The sequence below is a fragment of the Rhodococcus sp. IEGM 1307 genome, assembly GCF_030056915.1.
In the GTDB taxonomy this organism is placed as follows: Bacteria; Actinomycetota; Actinomycetes; order Mycobacteriales; family Mycobacteriaceae; genus Rhodococcus_F; species Rhodococcus_F opacus_D.
The window spans coordinates 40369-64448 of sequence record NZ_JASHKW010000003.1 but is presented as its reverse complement, the minus strand read 5'-3'; the positions used below and the strand labels follow the sequence as shown (position 1 = coordinate 64448).

25 protein-coding genes are annotated in these 24080 nt (G+C 67.8%); 14 read left to right on the top strand and 11 right to left on the bottom strand.

The genetic code is table 11. The features are described from left to right. Positions 1 to 311: 311 nt before the first annotated feature. Positions 312 to 1712 carry an MFS transporter gene (locus QM841_RS06540; protein ID WP_283331339.1) on the bottom strand — a complete coding sequence of 467 codons (1401 nt, stop codon included), beginning with the start codon at positions 1710 to 1712 and terminating at the stop codon, positions 312 to 314. 55 nt (positions 1713 to 1767) lie between these two features. Between QM841_RS06540 and QM841_RS06535 the strand changes: the two genes are divergently transcribed. Next, positions 1768 to 2304 carry a winged helix-turn-helix transcriptional regulator gene (locus tag QM841_RS06535; RefSeq protein ID WP_283331338.1) on the top strand — a complete coding sequence of 179 codons (537 nt, stop codon included), beginning with the start codon at positions 1768 to 1770 and terminating at the stop codon, positions 2302 to 2304. Between the two features lie 12 nt (positions 2305 to 2316). On the opposite strand, the gene QM841_RS06530 is transcribed toward QM841_RS06535, so the two are convergent. The 3 genes from QM841_RS06530 to QM841_RS06520 form a co-directional block, all read right to left on the bottom strand. Then, positions 2317 to 3186 carry a cutinase family protein gene (locus QM841_RS06530; RefSeq protein ID WP_280781560.1) on the bottom strand — a complete coding sequence of 290 codons (870 nt, stop codon included), beginning with the start codon at positions 3184 to 3186 and terminating at the stop codon, positions 2317 to 2319. A 68-nt stretch (positions 3187 to 3254) separates the two neighbouring features. Beyond that, positions 3255 to 3659, bottom strand: coding sequence for a DUF1304 domain-containing protein (locus tag QM841_RS06525; protein WP_283331337.1), 405 nt, complete (start codon positions 3657 to 3659; stop codon positions 3255 to 3257). Continuing rightward, positions 3656 to 4123: a cupin domain-containing protein gene (locus QM841_RS06520; protein ID WP_283331336.1), complete on the bottom strand. Its 468-nt coding sequence runs from the start codon at positions 4121 to 4123 to the stop codon at positions 3656 to 3658. Before QM841_RS06520 ends, QM841_RS06525 begins: the two co-directional genes overlap by 4 nt. 86 nt (positions 4124 to 4209) lie before the next feature. Between QM841_RS06520 and QM841_RS06515 the strand changes: the two genes are divergently transcribed. Next, positions 4210 to 5253 (top strand): helix-turn-helix transcriptional regulator, encoded by a 1044-nt coding sequence (locus tag QM841_RS06515; RefSeq protein WP_283331335.1) that lies wholly within the window; start codon positions 4210 to 4212, stop codon positions 5251 to 5253. 37 nt (positions 5254 to 5290) lie between these two features. Here QM841_RS06515 and QM841_RS06510 read toward each other — a convergent pair whose 3' ends face one another. Beyond that, entirely contained in the window at positions 5291 to 7318 is a 2028-nt protein-coding gene (locus QM841_RS06510; RefSeq protein ID WP_280781564.1) for an elongation factor G, read from the bottom strand. Between the two features lie 138 nt (positions 7319 to 7456). Here QM841_RS06510 and QM841_RS06505 point away from each other — a divergent pair, with 138 nt between their 5' ends. After that, positions 7457 to 7927, top strand: a complete 471-nt coding sequence (locus QM841_RS06505; protein ID WP_283331334.1) for an SRPBCC family protein — start codon at positions 7457 to 7459, stop codon at positions 7925 to 7927. Here the strand turns inward: QM841_RS06505 and QM841_RS06500 are convergent. Continuing rightward, on the bottom strand, positions 7921 to 9576 hold the full coding sequence (locus QM841_RS06500) for an alkaline phosphatase D family protein (protein WP_283331333.1): 1656 nt from the start codon (positions 9574 to 9576) through the stop codon (positions 7921 to 7923). The genes QM841_RS06505 and QM841_RS06500 overlap by 7 nt on opposite strands. 174 nt (positions 9577 to 9750) lie before the next feature. Here QM841_RS06500 and QM841_RS06495 point away from each other — a divergent pair, with 174 nt between their 5' ends. The 7 genes from QM841_RS06495 to QM841_RS06465 all read left to right on the top strand — a co-directional run bounded on the left by QM841_RS06495 (position 9751) and on the right by QM841_RS06465 (position 14622). After that, the gene (locus QM841_RS06495) at positions 9751 to 9954 is read left to right on the top strand and encodes a CopG family transcriptional regulator (protein WP_095867225.1); all 204 of its coding nucleotides are present in this window, start codon (positions 9751 to 9753) and stop codon (positions 9952 to 9954) included. Further along, positions 9951 to 10325, top strand: a complete 375-nt coding sequence (locus tag QM841_RS06490; protein ID WP_283331332.1) for a type II toxin-antitoxin system death-on-curing family toxin — start codon at positions 9951 to 9953, stop codon at positions 10323 to 10325. Before QM841_RS06495 ends, QM841_RS06490 begins: the two co-directional genes overlap by 4 nt. A 66-nt stretch (positions 10326 to 10391) precedes the next feature. Next, on the top strand, positions 10392 to 10604 hold the full coding sequence (locus tag QM841_RS06485) for a DUF4287 domain-containing protein (RefSeq protein WP_087556750.1): 213 nt from the start codon (positions 10392 to 10394) through the stop codon (positions 10602 to 10604). Between the two features lie 151 nt (positions 10605 to 10755). After that, positions 10756 to 12684 carry a molecular chaperone HtpG gene (htpG, locus tag QM841_RS06480; protein ID WP_283331331.1) on the top strand — a complete coding sequence of 643 codons (1929 nt, stop codon included), beginning with the start codon at positions 10756 to 10758 and terminating at the stop codon, positions 12682 to 12684. A 6-nt stretch (positions 12685 to 12690) separates the two neighbouring features. After that, complete coding sequence (locus tag QM841_RS06475; RefSeq protein ID WP_283331330.1) at positions 12691 to 13680, top strand: SDR family NAD(P)-dependent oxidoreductase; 990 nt, start codon at positions 12691 to 12693, stop codon at positions 13678 to 13680. Further along, positions 13677 to 14246: a mismatch-specific DNA-glycosylase gene (locus QM841_RS06470; RefSeq protein WP_280781570.1), complete on the top strand. Its 570-nt coding sequence runs from the start codon at positions 13677 to 13679 to the stop codon at positions 14244 to 14246. Before QM841_RS06475 ends, QM841_RS06470 begins: the two co-directional genes overlap by 4 nt. Positions 14247 to 14271: 25 nt before the next feature. Next, positions 14272 to 14622, top strand: a complete 351-nt coding sequence (locus tag QM841_RS06465; RefSeq protein ID WP_280781571.1) for a hypothetical protein — start codon at positions 14272 to 14274, stop codon at positions 14620 to 14622. Between the two features lie 13 nt (positions 14623 to 14635). Here the strand turns inward: QM841_RS06465 and QM841_RS06460 are convergent, their stop codons facing one another. Next, on the bottom strand, positions 14636 to 16030 hold the full coding sequence (locus tag QM841_RS06460) for an acyl-CoA dehydrogenase family protein (RefSeq protein ID WP_283331329.1): 1395 nt from the start codon (positions 16028 to 16030) through the stop codon (positions 14636 to 14638). Positions 16031 to 16161: 131 nt separating this feature from the next. On the opposite strand from QM841_RS06460, the gene QM841_RS06455 reads away from it, so the two are divergent. Then, positions 16162 to 16971: a class I SAM-dependent methyltransferase gene (locus QM841_RS06455; protein WP_283331328.1), complete on the top strand. Its 810-nt coding sequence runs from the start codon at positions 16162 to 16164 to the stop codon at positions 16969 to 16971. Between the two features lie 53 nt (positions 16972 to 17024). Beyond that, positions 17025 to 17693, top strand: coding sequence for a L,D-transpeptidase family protein (locus QM841_RS06450; protein ID WP_283331327.1), 669 nt, complete (start codon positions 17025 to 17027; stop codon positions 17691 to 17693). A 60-nt stretch (positions 17694 to 17753) separates the two neighbouring features. Here the strand turns inward: QM841_RS06450 and QM841_RS06445 are convergent, their stop codons facing one another. Further along, positions 17754 to 19451, bottom strand: coding sequence for a fumarate hydratase (locus tag QM841_RS06445; RefSeq protein ID WP_005239073.1), 1698 nt, complete (start codon positions 19449 to 19451; stop codon positions 17754 to 17756). 177 nt (positions 19452 to 19628) lie between these two features. Here QM841_RS06445 and QM841_RS06440 point away from each other — a divergent pair, with 177 nt between their 5' ends. Then, positions 19629 to 20399, top strand: a complete 771-nt coding sequence (locus tag QM841_RS06440; protein ID WP_283331326.1) for a CPBP family intramembrane glutamic endopeptidase — start codon at positions 19629 to 19631, stop codon at positions 20397 to 20399. Between the two features lie 9 nt (positions 20400 to 20408). Here the strand turns inward: QM841_RS06440 and QM841_RS06435 are convergent, their stop codons facing one another. Both QM841_RS06435 and QM841_RS06430 read right to left on the bottom strand, forming a co-directional pair. After that, a complete protein-coding gene (locus tag QM841_RS06435) occupies positions 20409 to 21653 on the bottom strand; it encodes an esterase/lipase family protein (protein ID WP_283331325.1) in 1245 nt (414 codons plus the stop codon). Between the two features lie 324 nt (positions 21654 to 21977). Next, positions 21978 to 22115, bottom strand: a complete 138-nt coding sequence (locus QM841_RS06430; RefSeq protein ID WP_280781578.1) for a hypothetical protein — start codon at positions 22113 to 22115, stop codon at positions 21978 to 21980. Between the two features lie 304 nt (positions 22116 to 22419). Here QM841_RS06430 and QM841_RS06425 point away from each other — a divergent pair, with 304 nt between their 5' ends. Continuing rightward, positions 22420 to 22938 (top strand): OmpA family protein, encoded by a 519-nt coding sequence (locus tag QM841_RS06425; protein WP_280781579.1) that lies wholly within the window; start codon positions 22420 to 22422, stop codon positions 22936 to 22938. A gap of 9 nt (positions 22939 to 22947) precedes the next feature. On the opposite strand, the gene QM841_RS06420 is transcribed toward QM841_RS06425, so the two are convergent. Next, positions 22948 to 24078: an NADH:flavin oxidoreductase gene (locus tag QM841_RS06420; protein WP_280781580.1), complete on the bottom strand. Its 1131-nt coding sequence runs from the start codon at positions 24076 to 24078 to the stop codon at positions 22948 to 22950. Positions 24079 to 24080: the final 2 nt, after the last annotated feature.

The following is a 24080-nucleotide window of genomic DNA, read 5'->3' as shown; positions in this document are numbered from 1 at the left end:
AGGTGCCGAACGAAAGGGAGATCGAGATGGATGCCTTCACTCACCTGGTCGGGGATAGCTGGAGCATGTGGTCGCCGTTTCCACCGGTGGTCACTTCTTGGCTGGTCGACGTAGTGGATCAACTGTGGAGGATGGGGATCATCGCCGGGTGATCGGAGTGCAGTGGTGTGGCACCGCTCGGTACGCAGCGGGTACGCAGCACTCCCGAGGCCTGTCGGTGCTCGCCAACGCTATCAACGGTCGAATTCGCAGGTAGGTGCGATTTGCCAACAATCGCCAACTCCAGCAAACGCCCAGCGCTGAGTTCCGCTTCAACGTCTGACGGCGGTTCCTCGCACGAGCACGCCGACCACCCCTGCGCCGACGAGTGAGATCAGCCCCGTGGTGACGGCGGCGTAGTTCCAGCCCGACACCATGCCGTCGACGGTGCCTACCGGGTCGAGAGCGATGATGCTGACGACGGTGACGCCGATGGACGAGCCGAGGTAGCGGGCGGTGTTGTTGGCGCCGCTGCCGAGTCCGCCCTGATCGGCGGGCACGCTGGCGACTGCTTGGCGGCCGAGGCCGGCGTTGAGGAGCCCGCTGGCGACGCCGGCGAGTAGCAGTCCCGGGACGAGGCGCAGCAGGGACGAGTCGGGGGTGAGGCCCGTCATCGTGAGCATCGCGAGGCCGACACCGGCGAGTCCGAGGACGAGTTGCGGTGACCCGGCGAGCCGAGCCGGCAGTGTCCGCGCCAGCAGCGATGCCACGACGCTGGTGCCCGACCACAGCGCGATCACCCCGGCTGCGGCCAGCGTGCTGACGTGCATCGTCTTGACCAGGAACGTGCACGCGAACGACATCAGACCGATGATGCCCGCCCCGGTCGCGAGGGCCGCGAGGGTGGCGGCCAGGAAGTCGCGTCGGCGGAACAACGCGAGGTCGAGCATCGGGAACGGTCGTCGCCGCTCGACCGCGACGAAGGCGAGGGTGAACACGGCAGCGCCGACGCCGCAGAGCACGGTGGCGGCGAGGTTGCCCTGCCTGCCCTCGACGAGTGCGACGAGCACCAGGACCATCGCGGCGCACAGCGTGACCGCTCCCGGGACGTCGATCCGCTTCGGGACGGCGGAGCGTGACTCCGCGAGCGCACGCGTCGCGACCTGTCCGATCACGAGCGATGCGACGGCGAGTGCCCAGTACAGGCCGCGCCACCACCCGGCGAGGTCGAGGAGGCCGGCGAGGACCGGACCGACGGTGATGCCGGCGCCGACGCTCGCGCCCCAGATTCCACTCGCCGTCGCCCTTGCCGCCGGCGTGGTGAAGGCGTGTGCGACGGCGCCGAGGCTGGCCGCGATCAGTGCCGCGCCCGCCACTCCCTGGATCAGTCGTCCGACGATGAACAGGACGGGTTCCTGACTGACCGCGCCGACCACCGCGCCCAGGGCGAGAAGCCAGGCACCCCAGTGGAACACCCGGCGCCTGCCGTAGTCGTCGGCGAGTGCGCCCGCAGTCAGTAGGACCGCGGCGAGGCCGACGCTCATCGAACTGAGAATCCACGTCTGCGCTGCCGGCCCTGCCGACAGTGCCGCGGCAACGGTGGGCATGTTGCCGAGCGGGGCGCAGAACGCGACCAGGGCGACGAACGTCCCGAGCGACGCGACGGCCAGCGTGGTCCTCGGGCGGGGTGTGCGTGCGCGGATCGGTGGGGCAACCGCAGTTGGTCTGTTCACAAGACTGAACTTAGAACCAATTTGGTCTGGTGACAAGACTGAATTGCGATAGCATGTGGGCGTGGCACTGGGAACCGGGTACTCGCAGCAGAACTGCAACCTCGCTCGCGCCCTCGAAGTGGTGGGTGAGCGGTGGACGATGCTCGTGCTGCGCGACTGTTTCTACGGGGTCCGCCGCTTCAGTGATCTGCTCGCCCATCTCGACATCTCGCGCGCCGTCCTGACGGATCGGCTGACCGCTCTCGTCGAGGCCCGTGTCCTCGTCCGTGTCGCCGACGGCGGTCATCCCGAGTACGAGCTCACCGAGGCCGGAAAGGCGCTGTGGCCGAGCATCTATGCGCTGTCGCAATGGGGTGAGCAGTACGTGTCGCCCGGCAGTTACCCGGGCCGCGTGTTCTCGCACGCGGAGTGCGGAACGCAACTCGATCGTTTCGGGCGATGCCCCGACTGCGGCACGATCCCGGGCCCCGAGGACCTGGTGGTCGCGCCCGGGCCGGGGGAGGCCGTCCGTCCCCGCAGCGACGCCGTCGCCGTGGCCCTGCGTGCACCCCGCCGGATGCTCACTCCGCTGCGTCCGCGCAGCGACGCCTGATCGGCGCGACCCTTACGCCGCGACGGGCAGGGCCGGTTCGAACGTCGCCCGCACCTGCAGCCATTGGGCGAGGATCTGGCATCCGGTGAGCCCGCTCGCATCGAGGGGTTCGCTGGCGTACGCGACGTGCCGCCCGCCCCGCGCATTGACGACGCGCACACCGCGCCAGGCGAGGCGCGGCGGTAGGTAGCCGAGCACCTCGATCGCCGCGGTCCGCAGTCGACGCAGGTCGGTGCGCCACTGCCGAGGGCTGACGCGGGTCTTGGTCGCGTTCTGGAAGCTGTTGTTGCGGATCAGTTCCCACGTTTGGGCGAGCCACGTCCGCAGCGCGCGAAACGACATCCACCGGGTGAGGTCCGCGATGTCGCGGACGTAGCTGTCTTCGCTGGCATTGCAGATCATGTCGTCCGGGTGCGCGATCCACTGGACCGGTACGGAGTCGGGGATCGGGGCGCCGTCGCCCGCGACACCGCGCCCGCGGCAGCCCGGCACCACCCCTGCGGGTTGCTCGGGGTCGGAGACGAGACCCACCGCGGAGAGGTTGTCGGCGCGCAGGGCGCCGGTGGCGATCTGCCCGAGCACCTCACGGATCACGGTGCATCCCTGCGAGTAGCCGATCAGCATGACCGGTCCCGGAGCGTCCTCCATGGCGTCGATCAAGCGGCGGACGCCGACCTCGGTGCTCTGCCGGTAGCTGAGCCCGCCCGCGGCGACCGGCCCGTACGACGCCGGATAGCCGACCCACCGCGACACGAACCGGTCGTCGAGGGCATCGGTGACGTCACGCAACAGTCCGGAGACGTGGCGTCGGTGGTCATCGGGGTGGGACTCTCCGGTGCCACCGACGGCGAGAACGGTCACCTGGAACATGGCTCCCATCATGCCGACCGCGAGTAAGGATCCGTTCGGTCGACCCTGAGAAGTTCCTGGCAATCGGACGCCGTGGGTTGTCACCCGATCGCCAGCGCGATCAAGGCCACCAGCGGGGGCACACTCTGCGACAGTGCGCCGACGACGCCGTCCCCGCGCTGTCGGCTGAGCGCCATCCGGTCCGACACGGCCAGGGCGATGCCGGCCAGGAACATGAAGAGGCAGGTGTAGACGACGAGGGTGCGACCCGGAGTGTCGTGACCCGCCCACCACAGGACGACGCCGGCGATGGCGCCGGAACCGAGGAGCAGGTTGTAGAAGCCGACGTTGAACGCCCACAGATGGGCGGCGGGCACATCGCTGCCGGGGATGCGGAAGATGCCCTCGTGCACCGACGGCCTGCGGAACAGGACCGATTCCCACACGAACGCCAGCAGGTGCACGCCCGCGGCGACCAGTGTGGCGATCTGCGCGACGATGGTCACGGCGCACCCGACCCGGCCGTGAGTTCGACGCCGTACCGCTCGGAGACCTCGTGCAGCAGCCGGTCCATTTCCCCCGGCGCGTGCCTGTCACGGCCGACTGCGTCGAGATCACCGAAGAAGCGGCTGTGGGATGCCCCGGCGGAGACGAGGAGGAAGCCGGCGGACTCGGAGAGGACCGTGAACGTATTCATCGTTCCCGCCTCGATGGCGAGGGTTTCCCCCGCCGCGAGTTCGTACCCGGTGTCTCCGGCCTGGACCAGTATCCGGCCGCGCAGCACGTGGTAGGACTTCGACCACGGCTCGGCGTGCAGTGGGCCGTCCGGTGCGGTCCGGGACGCTTCGACGAGGAAGACTTCGTACGCCCCGCCGGTGTGATCGCCGCCGACCAGGAGCGTGATGTCGGCGTCCGGCGCGGTGAGGCGCCTGCCGTCGCCTGCTCTGTTTACGTGAACGTGGGTGGACATACTGCGACGGTAGGACCGGTGCACCCCGCTGCCCATCCCCGGAATCTGGGATGGTGGTGTGCCTGTGACCAGCGCATACTGTGTTCATGCTGGAGGTCCGGGCGGAAAAGCTGCGCCGGGAGGTGCTCGCGGTCGCGGGATCGGGCGCCGGTGTCACGCAGCTGCACGAGCGCGCCATCGAACTGGTCGGTGAGACGGTGCGCAGCGACCTGACGTGCTGGGCGATGCTCGACCCGGAGACACTCGCGATCAGTTCGATGACCAGTGGGCGCAGCCGGATACCGCAGCAGTACGAACCGCTGCTCGCCGAATCCGAGTACAACGGCGACGATCCGGGCACGTTCGCCGAACTCGCCCGCAGTGGCCGAACCGTCGCGCGGGCCTCGGACCTACCCGCGGACGAGGTCGCGCACAGCCTCCGCCACGGCGCGGTGTGGGCGCCGCTGGGGCTGGGCAGCGAGGTCCGAATCGTGTTTCGCGTCAATGGCGTGTGCTGGGGTGCAGCCGGATTCGTGCGGTCCGGGCCGGATTTCACCGACCGTGAGCTCGAGTTCCTCACACTCGTGGCTCCCGGCTTGGCGGTCGCGACGCGGGCCGCGTCCGTACACCCCCCGGCGGTCTCCGGTCGCGGCGACCAGGGTCCCGCGGTAGTGGTCACCGACGCCGCCGGCGATCCGATTGCGCTCACGGCCGCTGCCCGCGGCTGGCAGGACCGCTTCGACGAGGTCGCCCCGGGCAGGCTGACCGTGGTGTTGCGGGCCGCGACGTTCGGGGCGCGGTCGAGCGGGTCGGGGATCTTCAAGGCGCGGGTGCGCGACGCGGAAGGTGGCTGGATTCTGGTGCGCGCCACGGCCTTGATCGGCGGCGACGAACCGCAGACGGTGGTCACCCTCGAACCCGCCGTCGACGGCGAGCTGACGGGACTGCTGCTCGCGGCGTATGCGGTGACCGCACGCGAGCGTGACGTGTGCGCCGATGTGATGGCCGGCTACGCGACATCCGAGATCGCGGACCGCCGCGGCATCACGGTGAACACCGTCCAGGACCACCTGAAATCGGTGTACGCGAAGGCCGGGGTCCGCAGTCGCGCGGAACTCGCCGCTCGGCTGCGGACCGGTCGAGAGCACTAGCGGCGGCTCACGAACCGGCCCCGCCCTCCACGGCGACTCAGCGCGGTTCGGGCCGCTCCTGGTAACACTTGAAACTCAGTGCGAGACGGCCACGCCCGTGTGTCATCGAGCGCAGGGCGACCGGATAGTCGGTGACCTCGCTCGTCGGCACCGACGCGATCACGGTGACCTCGCCGTCCCCTGCCGGTTCGGTGCCCTCGATCTGGCCGCGGCGCCGTCCGAGATCCGCCATCACGTCACCCTGAAGCGCCGACGGCACCGTGACTTCGACGTGGTCGACGGGTTCGAGGACGAGGGTGCCCACCTTGTCGATGGCCGCACGGAGGGCGAGTGCCCCCGCCATCCGGAAACTGAAATCGTCGGAGTCGACCGAGTGATGCTTGCCGTCGAGAACGGTGGCCCGCAGGTCGACGAGCGGAAACCCGTGCCGGCCTCCGCGTCCCATCGATTCGGCGATCCCCTTGCCGACCGCGGGGATGAGGGATTTGGGTATCACTCCACCGCGGGTCTCGTCGACGAACTCGTAGCCCTCGTTGCGGGGGAGCGGCTCGAAGCGGACCGTCGCCACCCCGAACTGGCCGTGGCCGCCGCTCTGCTTCTTGTGGCGGCCCTCCGTCTCCACGGTGCCGAGCAGCGTCTCGCGGTACGCGATCTTGACAGGTTCGGTCTGGAGGGTGATGCCGTACCGCCGCTTCAACCGGGTCAGCGCGACCTGCACGTGCACGTCGCCGGCGCCCCGGACCACCGTCTGGTGGGTTTCGCTGTCGCGGGTCACCTCCAGCGTCGGGTCGTCGCTGACGAGCTCGGCGAGGGCCGTCGCCAGTTTGTCCTCGTCGCCCGCGCTCTCGGCGGCCACGGCGATCCCGTAGACGGGACGCCGGTGCACGATCGGAGGAACGGTGAGGGACGAGCCGATCGGGGCGAGGGTGTCGCCTGTCGAGACGTCGGTCAGCTTGATGGCGCCGACGATGTCGCCTGCTTCCGCGGTGTCGATCGCCGTGTGTTTGCTACCGAGGACGCGAAGGAGGTTGTGCAGGCGCTCCTTCGCGCCGGTGCGCTGGTTGACGAGAATGTCGTCGGCGTGCACGGTGCCGGACAGGATCTTCACCAACGCCACCTGCCCGACGTATTCGTCGGTTTGCGTCTTGAAGACGTACGCGAGCGGGTCGCCGGACGGATCGCACCGCACCTCGGCGACCCCGTCGCCGTGAACCTCGATGCCCGGGACCTCCGACGGTGCGGGCGCGATCCGGCACACGAAGTCGAGCAACCGGTCGACGGCGATCGCATCGACAGCCGACCCGCACAGCACCGGCCACAGCGAGCCCGCCGCGAAACCCGCGCGGAGCGCGTGCTCGAGTTCGGCCACGGAGATGTCCTCCCCGTCGAGATACTTCGAGAGCAGGTCGTCCTCGATCTCGACCACGTCCTCCACGAGATGCTCGTGCTGTTCGTGCTCGCGGTCGGCGATGTCGGCGGGCAGTTCGTCGCTCGTGTTCGCGGACCCGCTGTCGTAGAGGATGACGTGCTCGGTGAGGAGATCCGCGACCCCGGTGAACGCCGACGCCTCGCCGACGGGCAGGTCGACCGGCTCGACCCCGGACCCGAAATGGTCGCGGATCCCGGCCAGGACGACGTCGAACGACGCCCGCTCCTTGTCCATCTTGTTCACGAACAGGATGCGCGGAATGGAACGCTCACCGGCCGCCTGCCACAGCAATTCGTCGTTCACCTGCAGGCCGCTGACGCCGTCGATCACGAACACGGCGACGTCCGCGACCCGGAGCGCGGTCATCGCGTCGCCGACGAAATCGGCGTAGCCCGGCGGGTCGAGCAGGTTGATCCGGTAGTCGCCCCACGAGAAGGAGGCCAGGCCGAGCGCCAGCGACTGCGTGCGGTCGTGTTCTTCCGGTTGGGTGTCGAGCACGGTGTTACCGCTCTCGACGCGTCCGGGCCGGGTGACGACACCGGCGCGGAAGAGCATCGCCTCCGCGAGCGTCGTCTTCCCGTTACCCTGATGTCCCATCAGAGCGATATTGCGGATCAGATCCGTCTCGGTCGTCACTGCTACCCCCACCACAGCACTGTCGTTGGGTCGCTCCCGACGATACCGCGCGAGCGACCGCCGGTGAGGCGTTATCTTCCACCTGGACAGGTGGGCGCGACCCCGTTCCACCACACCCGACACCGAATGGAGACCGGCATGGCTTCGGACGACTTCCTCGTCGAGCGTTCCACCGTCATCGATGCGAGCCCCGACGCCGTTCAGCCGCTCCTCGACAACTTCCGGCAGTGGCAGTCGTGGTCGCCGTGGGAGAACGTCGATCCCGACCTGAAGCGCACGTACTCCGGCCCGGCCTCGGGTGTCGGCGCCGCCTACGCCTGGGAGGGCAATCGCAAGGCGGGGGCGGGGTCGATGGTGATCACCGAGTCGGTGCCCGGTTCGAAGGTCGTGCTCGACCTGAAGTTCCTCAAACCGTTCAAGGCGGACAACGTCACGACGTTCCTCCTCGAACCGAACAGCGCCGGGACCACCGTCCGCTGGCAGATGACCGGCAAGACCAACCGCTTCTTCAAGATCGTGGGCGTCTTCTTCCCGATGGACAAGATGGTGGGCAAGGACTTCGAGAAAGGGCTCGCACAACTGAAGGCGACGGCCGAGCAGCGTCAGTAGTCGTTTCCCGTCGTCAACTCGAGGTCGGTCATGGTCTTGAACCGCGGCGTGCCGTCGCGGTCGTTGCGTGCCTGTTCCATCACGAGGCGGGCGGTCCGTCCGTTCAGGTGGAGCGTCGCGACCTGATCGCCGAAGAACGGTCCGGCGACCTTCGACCAGTGGATGGGTACGGGTGGCACTCGCGACACCCGGCCGAGGATGAAACGCACGGTCCGCTCGGTGGCGCGCCGCCACGAGATCCGGAATGCCACTTTCATGGCGGCCGGAACGTAGTTGTGCAGGGGAGAGCACGTCAGCTGATACACCAGTGACTGCAGCTTCTCGGCGTAGTGCGCCTGCGCGACGTAGGCGTGGTGGACGTCCCCGGACAGCACCGAGATGGTGGACGGCGCCCGCCCGGCCGGCCCGGCCTTGCGGCCCGCGCCGACCTCGGCGAAGAGGCGGGCCAACCGGTCGAACGAGTCACGGAACGCCGCCCAGTGCTCGAGGTCCGCCCCCCGCCGGATCTTCTCCGCCACGGCCGCCACCCGCGGGCCGCGGGACCCGGCGGCGAGCCGTTCGTCCCAGGACTCCAGGTCGTGAAGGGCGCGGGGCAGCAACCACGGCAGAGACGTCCCGACGAGCAGGTGGTCGTAGTCGCCCTCGGTCTGACGTTCGATCCAGGAGAATTCGGGGTCGGACACCATCTCGCGGCGACCGCCGGAGAGGACACGCCCGCACCGCGAGTCGATGACGAGCAGCCGCGCGACCCCGAGGTCCCGGCGATACGACCATTGCGTGCCCTGGGCCCCGTCCGCTTCCTCGTCGGCGGCAGACGCGAATTCGCGGAGCATCGGCTCGACGTCGCCACCGTGCTTCCGAACCCGTTGATACAGTTCGTTTTCGGCTAGGTGGCTCGGCGCCAGGTTCCCGAGGTGCTGGTACACCCAGTACGAGGACAACGCGCCGACGATGCGCTCCTCCCACCACGACGTGGCCTCGAGTTCGGCGCGCCAGGATTCCGAGGTGTTCCAGTCGTCCCGGACGTCGTGATCGTCGAAGATCATCGACGTCGGCACGGTGGACATCAGCCAGCGCACCTGAGGGTCCGTCCACGACTCGGCGTAGAGCCAGGTGTACTCCTCGAAATTGCGCACCTGCGGCCCCGGTGGCTCGTTCACGTCGTGGATCTCGGCGACCCGGGCCTCGGTCTCGGGGGAGAGTTCGTCGGCGTACACCTGATCCCCGAGCAGCAGCAGGGCGTCGGGCCACTGGTCCGGGGACTGTTCGGCCATCCGCACCGCATACGCGTCCAGGGCGTCGGCGCCGAGGTGCCGGTTGCCCTCCGTCGTGGACATCGTGGCGAACCGGCACGACCCGAACGTGAGAACCAGCGTGTCGTCGTCCTCCCGGAGCGTGCGGATCATCGACGGGACGGCACTCGGCAACGGCCACACCGGGCGGCCGTCGAGGGTCACCTCGTACGGGGTGCTCGACCCGGGCTCCAGACCCTCCACGACGACGAGCGCATAGTGGTGACCCGACACGTTCCACGTGCGTTCCTCGTGGCCGAGGACCCGGACGGTGCACGCCTCCGACGTCTCGACCCACACCGTCGCGTCGCACGTGCCGACATGTCTCAGCAGTGGCCCCAGAATCAGCTCCGCCATGACGTCACCCTGCCGGAATTCTCTTCGCGCGTGACGGATACATACGCTCAGCCTACGGATCCCCGAGCAAACCCGAGAAGGCTTCCGTCGCGAAAGAGTCGTGCGGTTCGCGGCGGCTCGTGGTGATTCGCCGGGAGGTGCCGTCAGCTGGTACCACTTTGGTATCATTGGTACATGGCCATGACATTGCGACTGACCGAGGAGCAGGAGCGCGCGCTCACGCTTCTCGCCGACGCTCAAGGTGTCAGCAAACAAGAGGCGACCGTCCGCGCGATCGTGGAGGCTGCTGCCCGACACACCCATGACGAGCGGGTTCGCGCGCTGTCCCGTCGCGGCCGCGACCGGTATGCCACTTTGCTGGACCGCCTCGCTCAGTGACGATCGACTACCTGACTCTCGAGGACTTGCTCGCGCTGGCTGAGGATCTCGGCGTTGCGTCCGTCCGGGACCTCGGACTGCTCGACTCGGCGGCTCATCGTCCGCAGGCGTCATTGCTCGGCGAGGAGGCGTACCCGTCGATTCACGACAAGGCTGCCGTTCTGCTCGAGTCCCTGACCAGGAACCATGCGCTAGTCGACGGGAACAAGAGGCTGTCCTGGCTGGCGGTTCACGTGTTCTATGGACTGAACGGTTACGACCTGGATGCTCCCGAAGATCCGGCGTACGACTTGGTCATCGCTGTGTCGAGCGGGGAGCGGGGGTACCGGGAGGTGTCGCGGCAGCTCGCCGATTGGGCGCGTCCCGTCTGAGTGTCGCTACATCCGAAGATGCTTGTCGGACAGTATGTGTCGGAGGGTTCGGCTAGCCTGTCGCGCATGGCTGAACCAGTGAAGGGCCCCGCGTCCTATTTCCCGTCGATCGAGGAGAAGTACGGTCGGCCGATCAGTGAATGGCAGACGCTCATCCGGTCGTCCGAGCTGACCAAGCACATGGAGTTGGTGAGCTGGCTGAAGTCCGAGCACGGCCTCGGTCACGGCCACGCCAACGCGCTGGTCGCGCACACCCTGAAGGAGGACGCCGCCGGCTGACGGTCTCGGTCCAGGTCGGCGCCGGAGGTCCTCGCCGCCCTGGCGCAGCTATATCCGGACCTCTCGCCGCGATGAATCCGGTATTCGGCCGCGGGCTATCATTCCGACGACGAATCTGGTGTCGAGGGTTCTGCTGTCGAAGGGAATCGAAGTGAGCACGAAAATCGAACAACTGGAGTTCCAGGCGGAGACCCGCCAGCTCCTGGACCTCATGATCCACTCGGTGTACTCCAACAAGGACTCGTTCCTGCGGGAGCTCATCTCCAACGCGTCGGATGCGCTGGACAAGTTGCGGCTCGAAGCCTTCCGCAACAAGGAGCTCCACGTCGACACGTCGGATCTGCACATCGAGATCGAGGTGGACGCGGAGCAGCGCACGCTGACCGTCCGCGACAACGGCATCGGCATGTCGCACGACGAGGTCGTCGACCTCATCGGCACGCTGGCCAAGTCCGGCACCGCAGACCTGCGCCGCAAGTTGAAGGAAGCGAAGGACGCCGCCGCCTCCGAGGAACTGATCGGACAGTTCGGCATCGGCTTCTACTCGACGTTCATGGTCGCCGACAAAGTGACGTTGCTGACGCGGAAGGCCGGCGAGAGCGAGGCCACGCGCTGGGAGTCGAGCGGCGAGGCCACCTACACGATCGAGGCGGTCGACGACGCCCCGCAAGGCAGTTCCGTCACCCTGCACCTCAAGCCCGAGGACGCCGAGGATCACCTGCACGACTACACGTCGGAACGGAAGATCAAGGAACTCGTCAAGCGCTACTCCGACTTCATCGCGTGGCCGATCCGGATGAACATCGAGCGCACGGTTCCCGCGGAGGGTGACGGCGAGGACGAGGTCACCACGACGTCCGAGACGATCAACTCGATGAAGGCGCTGTGGGCGCGCTCGAAGGACGACGTCTCCGAGGACGAGTACAAGGAGTTCTACAAGCACATCGCCCACGCCTGGGACGATCCGCTCGAGGTCATCCCGATGAAGGCGGAGGGCACGTTCGAGTTCCAGGCACTGCTGTTCATCCCGTCCCACGCCCCGTTCGACCTGTTCATGCGGGACGGGAAGACGGGTGTGCAGCTGTACGTCAAGCGCGTCTTCATCATGGACGACTGCGACCAGCTGATGCCGGAGTACCTCCGCTTCGTCAAGGGTGTGGTCGACGCTCAGGACCTGTCCCTCAACGTGTCTCGTGAGATCCTTCAGCAGGACCGCCAGATTCGTGCCATCCGGCGCAGGCTCACCAAGAAGGTCCTCACCACGATCAAGGACCTCAAGGCCGGGCGGCCCGACGACTACCGCACGTTCTGGGCGGAGTTCGGCCGCGCGGTCAAGGAAGGCCTGATGTCGGACACCGACAATCGGGATGTGCTGCTGGGAATCTCGTCGTTCGCGTCCACCCACAGCGAGGAGGAGCTGACCTCGCTCGAAGACTACGTGGCACGGATGAAGGACGGTCAGGAGCAGATCTTCTACGCGACCGGCGAATCCCGGCAACTGCTCGAGAGCTCACCGCACATGGAGGCCTTCCGCGCGAAGGGCTTCGAGGTGCTGCTGCTCACCGATCCCGTGGACGAGATGTGGGTCGGCGCCGTGCCGGAATTCGACGGCAAGTCGTTCCAGTCGATCGCCAAGGGCGAGGTCGATCTCGACACCGAGGAAGACAAGAAGGCGCACGAGTCGGAGCGGGAGGAGCAGGAGAAGGACTTCGCCGGCCTGCTCTCCTGGATGGCCGACGCCCTGAGCGAGCAGGTCAAGGAGGTGCGACTGTCGACGCGGCTGACCACGTCCCCGGCCTGCATCGTCGGCGATGCGTTCAGTATGTCGCCGGCACTGGAGCGGATGTACCGGGCATCCGGGCAGCCCGTCCCCGTCACGAAGCGCATCCTCGAGCTGAACCCGACCCACCCGCTCGTCACCGGGCTGCGGGAGGCGCACGGCGAACGCAACGAGGATCCGGCGCTGGGGGAGACCGCGGAGCTCCTCTACGGGATGGCGTTGCTGGCCGAAGGCGGCGAACTCGAGGATCCGGCCCGGTTCACCACCATGCTCGCCAACCGTCTCGCCAGGACGGTGTAGTTCACCTTGCTGGTATTGGTCACGGGGGGAACAGGGTTCGTCGGGGCGTGGAGCGCGAAGGCGGCGGTGGACGCCGGTCACCGGGTGCGCTTCCTCGTGCGGGATCCTGCTCGCCTCGTGACCAGTGCCGCGGCACTCGGACTCGACACGTCCGATCACGTGGTCGGTGACATCACGGACGCCGAGTCCGTGCGCCGCGCGCTCGACGGCTGCGACGCCGTCATCCACGCCGCGGCCGTGGTCGCGGTCGACCCGCGACGGGCGGAGGAGATGCTGCAGACCAACCTGGCAGGTGCGCAGAACGTGCTGGGAACCGCGGTCGAGCTGGGCCTCGATCCGATCGTCTACGTCTCGAGTATCGCCGCGCTGTTCCAGCCGGGGGCCCGGCTGCTCACTCCCGAACTGCCGGTGTGCGGGCCACCCGACGCGTACGGCCGGAGCAAGGCACGTGTGGAGCAGTACGCCCGCGACCTTCAGGCCGACGGCGCACCGATCGCGATCACCTATCCGGGCATGATCGTCGGCCCGCCGGCGGGGACCCAGTTCGGTGAGGCCGCCCAGGCGGTCGAGGCCGCCGTCCACCTGCGGGGTCTGCCCGGGCGGGGCGCCGCGTGGACGATGGTCGACGTCCGGGAGGTGGCGAGCGCGCACGCAGCGCTCCTCGAGCCGGGAGGCGGGGCCCGCCGGTACATGCTCGGTGGTCCCCGGATTCCGATCGCGGGGATCGCCGAGATGCTGGGCGTGATCACCGGCAAGTGGATGGGGGTGTTCCCGATTCCGGACGCCGCGTTGCGCCTGGTGGGCAGGCTGGTCGACGCCGTCGACCGGTTCGTCCCTATCGACACCCCGATCTCGGAGGCCGCGATGGAGTACTACACGCGGATGCCGGACACCGACGACCGGCCGAGCGAGAGCGAACTGGGTGTGAAGTACCGCGATTCGGCGGAAACCCTGGCCGACACCGTCGCGGGATTAGCGGAGGCGGGCCGGCTGTGAGCTTTACGCGTGCGGAGTTGGAGTCGTTCCGCGACGCGGAGGTTCCGGACCTCATCGGACCGGGCTGCCGTCTGCTGTTCGTCGGCATCAACCCGGGACTGTGGACGGCCGCGACCGGGGCGCATTTCGCACGCCCGGGCAACCGCTTCTATCCGGCCCTGCTGGCCGCCGGAATCATCGAGCGTCCGATCGATCCGACGGCCGGGATGTCGGACGCGGATCGCGATCACCTGATCGGGCGGGGCGTCGGCATCACCAACCTGGCCCCGCGGGCCACGGCGAAGGCGGACGAGTTGTCTGGTGAGGAACTGGCCGTCGGCGCCGAGCGCCTGCGCGCGGTGGTCCGCGACACCGCTCCCCGGGTGGTCGCCGTCGCCGGAATCACCGCCTATCGCACGGCTTTCGGGGAGCGTGCCGCGAAGAAGGGTAGGCAACCCCGCGATCTCGAGGGCGTGGAGTTGTGGCTGGTGCCCAATCCCAGCGGGCTCAACGCTCACGAAACAGTCGCCACGCTGGCCGCGTCGTACCGGGAGGCGGCGATCGAGGCGGGAATCGTCTCCGGTTGACCGGGCAGATCGCTAGGCTGCGGAGATGACCGTCGTCTACAACCTCTTCCTCGTCTGCCACCTGCTCGGCATGGCTGCCCTCGTCGGCGGTTATTTCGCGGTGCTCGGAGCGCCGCGGATCTCCGAGGTGATGGTGTGGGGTGCGCGGCTCCAGTTCGTGACGGGACTGATCCTGGTCGGGCTCGGGGAGGCAGTGCTGGACAAGGACTACAACCACGTCAAGATCGGCGTGAAGCTTCTGCTCTCACTGGTGGTGGTCGCGCTCGCCGAGATCGTCCGGGGCAAGCAGAAGAAGGGGCAGGAGAACCCGAACCTGGTCCACGTGACCGGTGGGCTCGGCATCGTCACCGTCTTGGTGGCCGCCCTCTGGACCTGATCTCGGGCGGGTATCACTTCTTCGGCGGGGCAAGGATTTTCATCGCCAGTCGCTGCGCGGAGTCGGGCATCCGGTCTTTCATCGACATCGCGAACTCGCCCGCCTTCGTGCGCACGGACGTGCCCCTGCCGAACCGCCGGTTGAAGGCGGATCCCTCGGTCGGCTGATCGAAGTGGAGGGGCGGGGCCCCGTCCGCGGCGCCGAGTGCGCGCCCGATCACCATCCGCTGAATCTCGCTGGTGCCCTCGAAGATGGTGTACAGCTTGGCGTCCCGGTACCACTTCTCGACGGGGTGGTCGCTGATGTATCCCCACCCGCCCATCGTCTGCAGTGCGCGTTCCGTGGTCTTCACCGCGACCTCCGACGCCGCGAGTTTCGCCATCGAGCCCTCGCCGTGGCGGAACTCCACGCCCGCCGCCGCCATCCACGACGCCCGCCACGTGAGCAGTCGCGCGGCGTCGATCTGGGTTGCGAGGTCGGCCAGCGGAAACGCGATGCCCTGGTTGTCGATGATCGGGCCGCCGAACGCCTCGCGGCGGTTCGCGTACTCGGTGGCGTATTCGAGCGCGGCGCGGGCGATGCCCAGCGCCTGAGCGGCGACCATGGGGCGTGTCTGCTCGAACGTGCCGAGGGTGGCCGACTTCCGCCGGGGCGCGCCGGTGGCCACCTCCTCCTGCACCTCACGGGCCTTCCGCATGCGGTTTTGCAGCTTGTCGTCGCCGCCGAGCAGATGGTCGGCGGGGACCCGCACCTGATGGAATTTCAGCTCCGCCGTGTGCGACGCGCGGCAGCCCAGCTTGTCGAGCTTGCGGACGAGTTCGATACCCGGGCTTCCTCCGGGGATCACGAAGAGCGCCTGCCCGCGATGGCCCAGATCCGGATCGACGGTCGCGTTCACGACGTGCACGTCGGCGATGCCCCCATTGCCGATCCACATCTTGTGGCCCTCGATCACCCACTCGTCGCCGTCGCGCGTCGCGGTGGTCCGCAGATTGCGGACGTCGCTGCCGCCCTCGGGTTCCGAGATACACAGTGCGGCGAGTTTCAGGTTGCCGGGCTCGCCGAAGCATTCCGGTGCCCACCGCAGCATCTGCTCCGGCGTGGCGGCCTGCCCGATCGACGACAGCGCCAGCGCGGGCATCACGACGGCCAGCCCGATTCCGGCGCAACCCCAGAACAACTCCTCCATGAACAGCGGGAGGGACAGCCCGGTCGGGTCGCCGATGAGGTCGCGGTAGAACAGCGGACTGTAGAAGCCCTCTTGCGCGGCCTTCTCGAGAACGTCCCAGGGGAACTCCTGCGCGCGGTCGTGCTCGGCCGCCACCGGCCGGATCACGTTCTCCGCGAAGGCGTGCGTCCGCTCGACGAGGTCTTTCTGCGCCGGTGTGAGAGCGAGGCTGAAAGTCATGGCAGTCCCTCGGTTGCCGCGTTGGTGTGCAACAACGTAACACTCACGACTCGCCGCTACCGGAATTCACGATATCTTGAAGGGTGAGAGGACTATCCCATTATCTGGTCGACATTGCTAGCGTCGAAGACATGAACGGCGACGAGACGGTCTACACCCACGGTCACGACGAATCGGTGCTGCGAAACCATCGATGGCGCACCGCCGAGAACTCCGCCGGTTATCTGCTCCCGCACCTGCGCGCAGGCATGACCCTGCTCGACGTCGGGTGCGGGCCGGGCACGATCACCGCCGACCTCGCCGGACTCGTCGCACCCGGAGTCGTCACCGCCGTCGAGATGAACGACGAGGCGCTGTCCCTCGCCCGGAACGAGTTCGCGAAGCGGGGAGTCCCGAACGTCTTGACCGTGGTCTCGGATGCCCATGCCCTCGACTTTCCCGACGACAGCTTCGACATCGTGCACGCGCATCAGGTCCTGCAACACGTCGGTGACCCGGTGCAGGCACTGCGCGAGATGAAGCGAGTGTGCAAGCCCGGTGGGATCGTCGCCGCCCGCGACGCGGACTACGGCACCTTCACGTGGTTTCCGGCGACACCGGAACTCGACGAATGGCTGACGCTCTACAAGAAGATCGCTCGGGCGAACGGTGGTGAACCGGGCGCCGGTCGACGCCTGCGGGCCTGGGCACATGGGGCGGGTCTCGGCGACGTCGTGAACACCGCGAGCACGTGGTGTTTCTCCTCCGACGAGCATCGCGAATGGTGGGGAGGATCCTGGGCCGATCGCTCGGTGCAGTCGAGCTACGCGGACCGGGCGCTCGAACTGGGGCTCGCCAGCGGGGCGGACCTGGAACGCATCGCTGCGGGCTGGCGTTCGTGGGTGCGGGAGGACGACGGCTGGTTCGCGCTCCTGCACAGCGAGATCCTCTGCCGCGTGTAGGAGCGCGGGGGGAAAGTCTCGCGACGAGTGCCCGAGGATGGAACACTCGCCCCATGACGACGTTACGAGTGGGTCGACTGTGGTTGGCGGGACTGATGGTGGCTCTGATCGGGCTAATGCTCGTACCCGGCGCTTCCGCGGCACCGGACCGAGCAGTCTTCTCCGGCGGCTCGGACCAGGTGATCACCGTCTACGCCCCGTCCGCGGGGGCAGTGGTCGCCGAACTGACCGCCTGGGAACGGAATGCGGACGGCACGTGGAAGGTGTTCGCGGGCCCCGTCCCCGCCGACGTCGGCGCGGAAGGAATCGGCGCGGCGAACGAATTCTCCACCCGCACGCCTGCCGGTGTCTTCCCGCTGTCGCAGGCATTCGGCCGGCAGCCCGCACCTGAGACGGCGATGCCGTACTTCCAGTCCGATCGACGTGACTGGTGGGATGCGAATCCGCTCTCGCCGACCTACAACACGCACGTCCGTCAGGACGCGAGCCCCGGTGGGAACAGCGAGAACCTCTACGCGGCTGGACCGCTGTACGACTACGCGGTCGCGATCGGCTACAACGCCGCCCGCATTCCCGGCCTGGGTTCGGCGATGTTCCTGCACGTCACGGACGGCACCACCACCGAAGGGTGCGTCGCCATCGACCGCGACACGCTGACCTCACTCCTCGGCTGGCTCGACCCGGCGAAGAACCCCGTCATCGAGATCGCCGTAGGCGCGTAGCGCCCGTGCGCCTTTCTGGTTGCTCCAGCTACCAAAAAGGCGCACGGGCGGCGGAGCCGCCTACAGGCCGGGACGCTTGCCGATGGTGAGGGTGGGGGTGGAGACACCGGCGAAGAAGTCCTCGCCCTTGTCGTCGACCACGATGAACGCGGGGAAGTCCTCGACCTCGATCTTCCAGACCGCTTCCATGCCGAGTTCTTCGTACTCGACGATCTCGACCTTCTTGATGCAGTCGAGGGCGAGACGCGCCGCGGGACCGCCGATGGACCCGAGGTAGAAGCCGCCGTACGACTTGCACGCGTCGGTGACTTGCTTGGAGCGGTTGCCCTTCGCGAGCATCACCATCGAGCCGCCCGCGGCCTGGAACTGCTCCACGTAGGAGTCCATGCGACCGGCGGTGGTGGGTCCGAAGGAACCGGACGCCATGCCGTCGGGGGTCTTGGCCGGACCGGCGTAGTACACCGGGTGGTCCTTGAGGTACTGCGGCATGTCCTCGCCGGCGTCGAGCCGTTCCTTGATCTTGGCGTGGGCGATGTCGCGTGCGACGACGAGCGGGCCGGTCAGTGACAGCCGTGTCTTCACCGGGTGCTTGGACAGCTCGGCGAGGATCTCCGGCATCGGCTTGGTGAGGTCGATCTTCACGGCGGCGCCCTTGCCGGTGCCGGAGACGCCGTCGGTCTCGGCGTCGAGTTGGGCGTCGGTGACCTCAGGGAGGAACCGGCCGGGGTTGAATTCGAGCTGCTCGAGGAAGACGCCCTCGGGGGTGATCTTCGCCTTGGCCTGGCGGTCCGCCGAGCAGGACACGGCGAGAGCGACGGGCAGTGACGCGCCGTGGCGGGGCAGGCGGATGACGCGGACGTCGTGGCAGAAGTACTTGCCGCCGAACTGTGCGCCGATGCCGATCTGACGGGTCAGCTCGAGCACCTTCTCCTCGAGTTCCAGGTCGCGGAAGCCGCGGCCCGTGATCGCTCCCTCGTTGGGGAGTTCGTCGAGGTAGTGCGCGGACGCGTACTTGGCCGTCTTGAGCGCGAACTCCGCGGACGTGCCGCCGACGACGATCGCGAGGTGGTACGGCGGGCAGGCTGCGGTGCCGAGGGCGCGGATCTTCTCCTCGAGGAACCGCATCATGCCGTCCGGGTTCAGGATCGCCTTGGTCTCCTGGAACAGGTAGGACTTGTTGGCGCTGCCGCCGCCCTTGGCCATGTACAGGAACTTGTAGGCGTTCTCGTGGCCGGTCGCCGTGTCGGCGTAGAGCTCGATCTGGGCGGGGAGGTTGCTTCCGGTGTTCTTCTCGTCCCACATCGTGATCGGCGCGTTCTGCGAGTACCGCAGGTTGAGCCGGGTGTAGGCATCGTAGACGCCCCGGGCGATGGCCTTCTCGTCGTCGCCGGGGGTGAGGACGTGCTGGCCGCGCTTGCCCATGACGATCGCGGTGCCGGTGTCCTGGCACATCGGCAGCACGCCGGCCGCGGAGATGTTGGCGTTCTTGAGCAGATCCAGTGCCACGAACTTGTCGTTGCCCGATGCCTCGGGGTCGTCGAGGATGCTCGCGAGCTGCGTCAGATGGTCGCTGCGCAGGTAGTGCGAGATGTCGTGGAGTGCGGTCTCGGTGAGCAGGCGCAGCGCCTCGGGCTCGACGGACAGGAAGGTGCGGCCGTCGGGTCCTTCGACGGTCGACACCCCCTCGGTGGTCAGCAGCCGATATTCGGTGGGGTCCTCACCGATGGGCAGCAAGTCCTCGTAGAGGAAGTCGGCCATTCTATCTCCTGGACAGCGGGTTGTGTGAAGTTCGTATCCAGGCTAGACGCGGGCTCCGGCGGCCCTGTGACGCGGGGGCATGCTTCGACCTGCGCAGTGGCGTGGCTCACAGAGGTTTCACAGACGAATCCGTACACTTGACTTGATGCGTGTTCACGAACCAGATCGGCCGGCCGAATGACCCTTGAAGTCCAGTACGCCGGAGCTGTCGACGGCGAGACGTCCGGTGCACGCGCGAAGCGGCCCGTGCTGCATGCCTACCTCGACATCGCGATCGTGGTGGTCGTCCTTGTGGCCACGAATCTGATCGCACACTTCACCACCGCGTGGGCGAGCATCGCCACCGTTCCCATCGCCGCTGTCGTGCTGCTCGTGCTCACCCGCCGCCGCGGACTCGGCTGGGTCGAACTGGGGCTCTCGCCCCGGCACTGGCGAAAGGGTTCGTTGTACGCGCTGGCGGCGATGGGACTCGTGATCGGCGTCGTGGCGATCGGCGCGGCCCTGCCGATCACCCGCCCCTTCTTCATGGCCGACCGGTACGCCACCCTGTCCGGTGCGCTCGTCGCGTCGATGATCGTCATCCCGTTGCAGACCGTCATCCCCGAGGAGCTCGCGTTCCGCGGCGTGCTGCAGGGCACCCTCGGCCGGGTCTACGGCGCACGTGGCGTGTTCGCGGCCGGATCGCTGATGTTCGGTCTCTGGCACATCGCGTCGTCGCTGGGACTGACGTCGGGCAACAAGGGACTGTCCGGGTTCCTCGGAGGCGGGGTTGCCGGTCAGGTGCTGGGCATCCTGGGGGCGGTCGTCGCCACCGCAGCCGCGGGCGTCGTGTTCACCTGGCTCCGCCGCCGCAGCGGCAGTCTGATCGCGCCCATCGCGCTGCACTGGTCACTGAACGGTGCGGGCGCGCTGGCCGCCGCCATCGTGTGGCACACGACCATGGCCTGAGTCCGGACGTCAGCCGGCTTGCGGCGTGCCCAGCCATTCGAGCAGCTTCTCGTACACCGACTCGTGGTTGAGCATCGTGAAATGGTTCGCGGGCGCGAGGTGCATGCCGTGCTCGTCGCGGAAGCCGATCATCCGCGTCCTGTTCCGGCCGGACGCACTCGGCACGAGCACCATGCCGTCGCCGAGCAGACGACCCAGCGGATGCCTCGGGCTGCGCGTGATGGTCGCGGAGACGAAGTAGTACGTCACGCCGTCGAGGAGTGGGACCTCGCTGCACGCCGCGGCGCGGAGTGCGTCCGGATCGCGATCGCGCCAGTCCTCGTCGACGAGTGAACCCTGGTTCAGATCCCGGATGCCGGCGCTCCTTCTGCGCAGGAGCCCGGAGATCGCACGCGTCTCCGGCAGTGCGGCCAGGCCGGCACTCGCATAGTGGACGGCCTGCTCCAACGGGGCGCCGAGGTGGGGTGAGCCGAGACTCACGACGTGCCGAACCCGGTCCACCCACGGCCGGTCGTCGAGGAAGGCGATCCGGCAGGCGCTGCGGGCCACGAGGCCTCCCATGGAATGCCCGACGAGTGCGATCGACTCGACCTCGACCGGCCAGTTCTCGGTGACCGCGTCCAGAAGTTCGGACAGGCTCCTGCCGTTGTCCGAGATGTGCCTGCCGGAGTTGTACCGGATCTGTAGCGCCGTGTACCCCAGGTCGGTTCCGAGCCGTTCACCGTAGGTGGGACGGCGGCCCAGCGCCCACGCGTCCTCGGTCTCGACGAGTCCGTGCAGGAAGACGACGATGCGGCCGCCGGCGTGCGGGAAGGCGTCGGCGAGCGCGGATCTGTCCGGCGCGAGCGCGACACCGTTCACCCGTATCGCCAGGGGTTCGGCGAGCGGCGATCCCTCGGCTTCCAGTACGTCACCGATCAGCCCCTGGATCGCGGCGATGGCCTGGGCTCCGCGGCGTGTCTGGGACGGGGCGAGGTTCTCCGACGACGGGAGGTCGAGGAACCGACCTGCGAGGGAGCCGCCGAGACGCGCGGTGTCGGCGACAAGTGCGTACACGGCGCCCGAGATCTCGTCGTGGAGCAGCTTGGCAGGAAGGGCGTGGGAGCCGACGCCGAGCCGGACGCCGGCGAAGACGCGATCCGAGATCGCGCGGTGGATGCTGCCGATGCCGGTGGCGGCGCCTCCGATTTCCTCGAGGGCCAGCCGGGCGAGGGCCCGTACCTCGGAGCGGCGTCTAATCTGCGCATCGGTCACGAAATTTGAGTGTACGCATGTGCACTGAGATGTGCGCGTGTTACGGAAGTGTCGAGAATATGCAGTGCAGTCGATTATTTCGAGAATAAATCAACCGTGAAGCGGAAAACCTGATCTTCGACGCTCGGCTCAATTGGTCGCCCGACCAATTCCGGCGAAAATGCTGGTGACGCGGATAATGAACATGTTCACCCTGGGATTACTCGTCGTGATAGATACGTGATTGAGTCGATCGAAGGGCGCCCGCAACGCCGTGACGGGGTTCGCGCGCCTGGAGCGTGCGAACCCCGTCTCGGGTGTTCAAGTCTTGTGCCAGCGGAAATGCTAGCCAATCGTGGCCGAGGCCGCGGTTGCGGCGTCTGCGCCACCGCCCAATGCATCGGCGGAACCCGAGAAGAAGTCCAGGGCACCGGCGAGGTCGGAGAAGGCGGAGAAGAATTCGGACAGGAAGGCGAGATCCATGCTTTTAACTCCTTGCTCGGTTGTGGGCATTTATGTCGGCGCTGAGCGGGCGCCGGATTCATTCCTACCGTTATTGAAATGAGATCGCAATCCGAAGGTTTAACCGAAATGAAACGCGGGCTGAATTACCGGGTTCCGACCAGGTGAGAAGCCCGTGTCCGGATTCACATCCGACGACTCGGATCCCACGATGTGGGAGCCGGGACACTGCCCGAATACCGCCGTCGACGAGCGTCGGCGGGGCTATCCTCGTCCCACGACGTGTAGCGCCTTCCGGACATACCGACGTATAGGGGAATCCATCATGCGCAAGACAATCGTCACCGGTATCGCGGTCGCGGCCATCGCGCTGCTCGGCGCCGCCGGCTGTTCCGACGACTCGAACGAGGCCCCGATCGCGACCACGACGACCTCGTCGGCGTCCGAACGGGTGGAGGGCGCGATCAGCAGCGTGCAAGCCACGGCGTCGTCCGCCGTCAACACCGCGCGCGAGGCCACCCAGAACGCGATCAACTCGGCCATCGCGGCGGTCCCGATCGGATTCGAGTCGGGAACCGCCGAGCTCAACGCCGTCTCGGACGTGACGATCAAGGCGGTGGCCGCCGCGATGAAGGCCGGCGACAGCAAGATCGAGATCGAGGCGTACGCCACCAACTCGGACGAAGCGGCCGCCGAACTACTCGCCGATCAGCGCGCCCAGGCCGTCGCCAACGCGCTCGAAGCGCAGGGCGTCGACAAGGGCCGCATCTCGGTCGACGGAACGGCCAACCCGCCCGAAGGTGTCAACGTCGATCAGGCGAAGATCACCGTCGAGGACAGCTGACCGGCCCGGTCAGTGCAGGACCGCCCGGTGCTCGTTGCTGTACGGGATGTGCTCGGCGGTTCTGCCTTCGCGGAGTTTGAGCACCCACTCGGGATCGGACAGCAGTGCGCGGCCGACGGCCACGAGATCGAACTCGCCGTTCTCGTACTGCGCGAGCAGGCGGTCGATACCGGCGGTGTTCGACGCGCCGTCCGAGGTGAAGGCCGTCGTGAACACGTCGTCGAGACCCACCGAACCGACCGTGATGGTGGGTAGTCCGGTCAGCCGTTTGGTCCAACCCGCCAGACCGAGTTCCCCGTCGTCACCGGCCAGCTCGGGGAAGGCAGGTTCCCAGTGCCTGCGGGTGGAGGGGTGCAGCACGTCGACACCGGCGTCGACGAGGGGTGCGAGCACGGCCGCGAGTTCGTCGGGGGACTGCGCGATCCGCGAGTCGTAGTGGTTCGACTTCCACTGGCTGAAGCGGTAGACCATCGCGAAGTCCTCGCCGACGGCCTCGCGAATCGCTGCAACCACCTCGACGGGGAATCGGGTGCGGGCCTCGAGGGATCCGCCGTAGCCGTCGGAGCGGACGTTCGTCCGATCCCACAGGAACTGGTCGAGGAGGTAGCCGTGCGCCCCGTGCAGTTCGATGCCGTCGAAGCCCACGTCGCGCGCGTTGACGGCGGCCGCCACCCAGGCCTCGCGCAGCGCGTCGAGATCGGACGCGGTGAATTCGCGTCCCAGGCGGGTCCCGTCCAGGGCGAGTCCGGACGGGCTGGCGGTGATCACGTCCGGATTCATGCGGGGCTGCGGGCCGCGTTCGACGCCCAGATGCCACAGCTGCGGGATGATCTGCCCGCCCTCGTCGTGGACCGCGTCCACCACCGATTTCCAGCCCGCAAGGCTGTCCCGCCCGTAGAGGACCGGCACCCGGGTGTGCGATCCGGCGGCCGGGTCGGGAATGTACGTGCCCTCTGTGATGACGAGTCCGACCCCGCCCGCCGCGCGTCGGCGGTAGTACGCCGCCACATCGTCCCCGGGAACGCCGCCGGGGGAGAAAGCTCTGGTCATGGGTGCCATCGCGAAGCGGTTCCGTAGCCGGAGAGATTTGACGGCGAACGACTCGAAGAGCCCGTCCACGGGTAGCGGTGTTTCGGTCATGC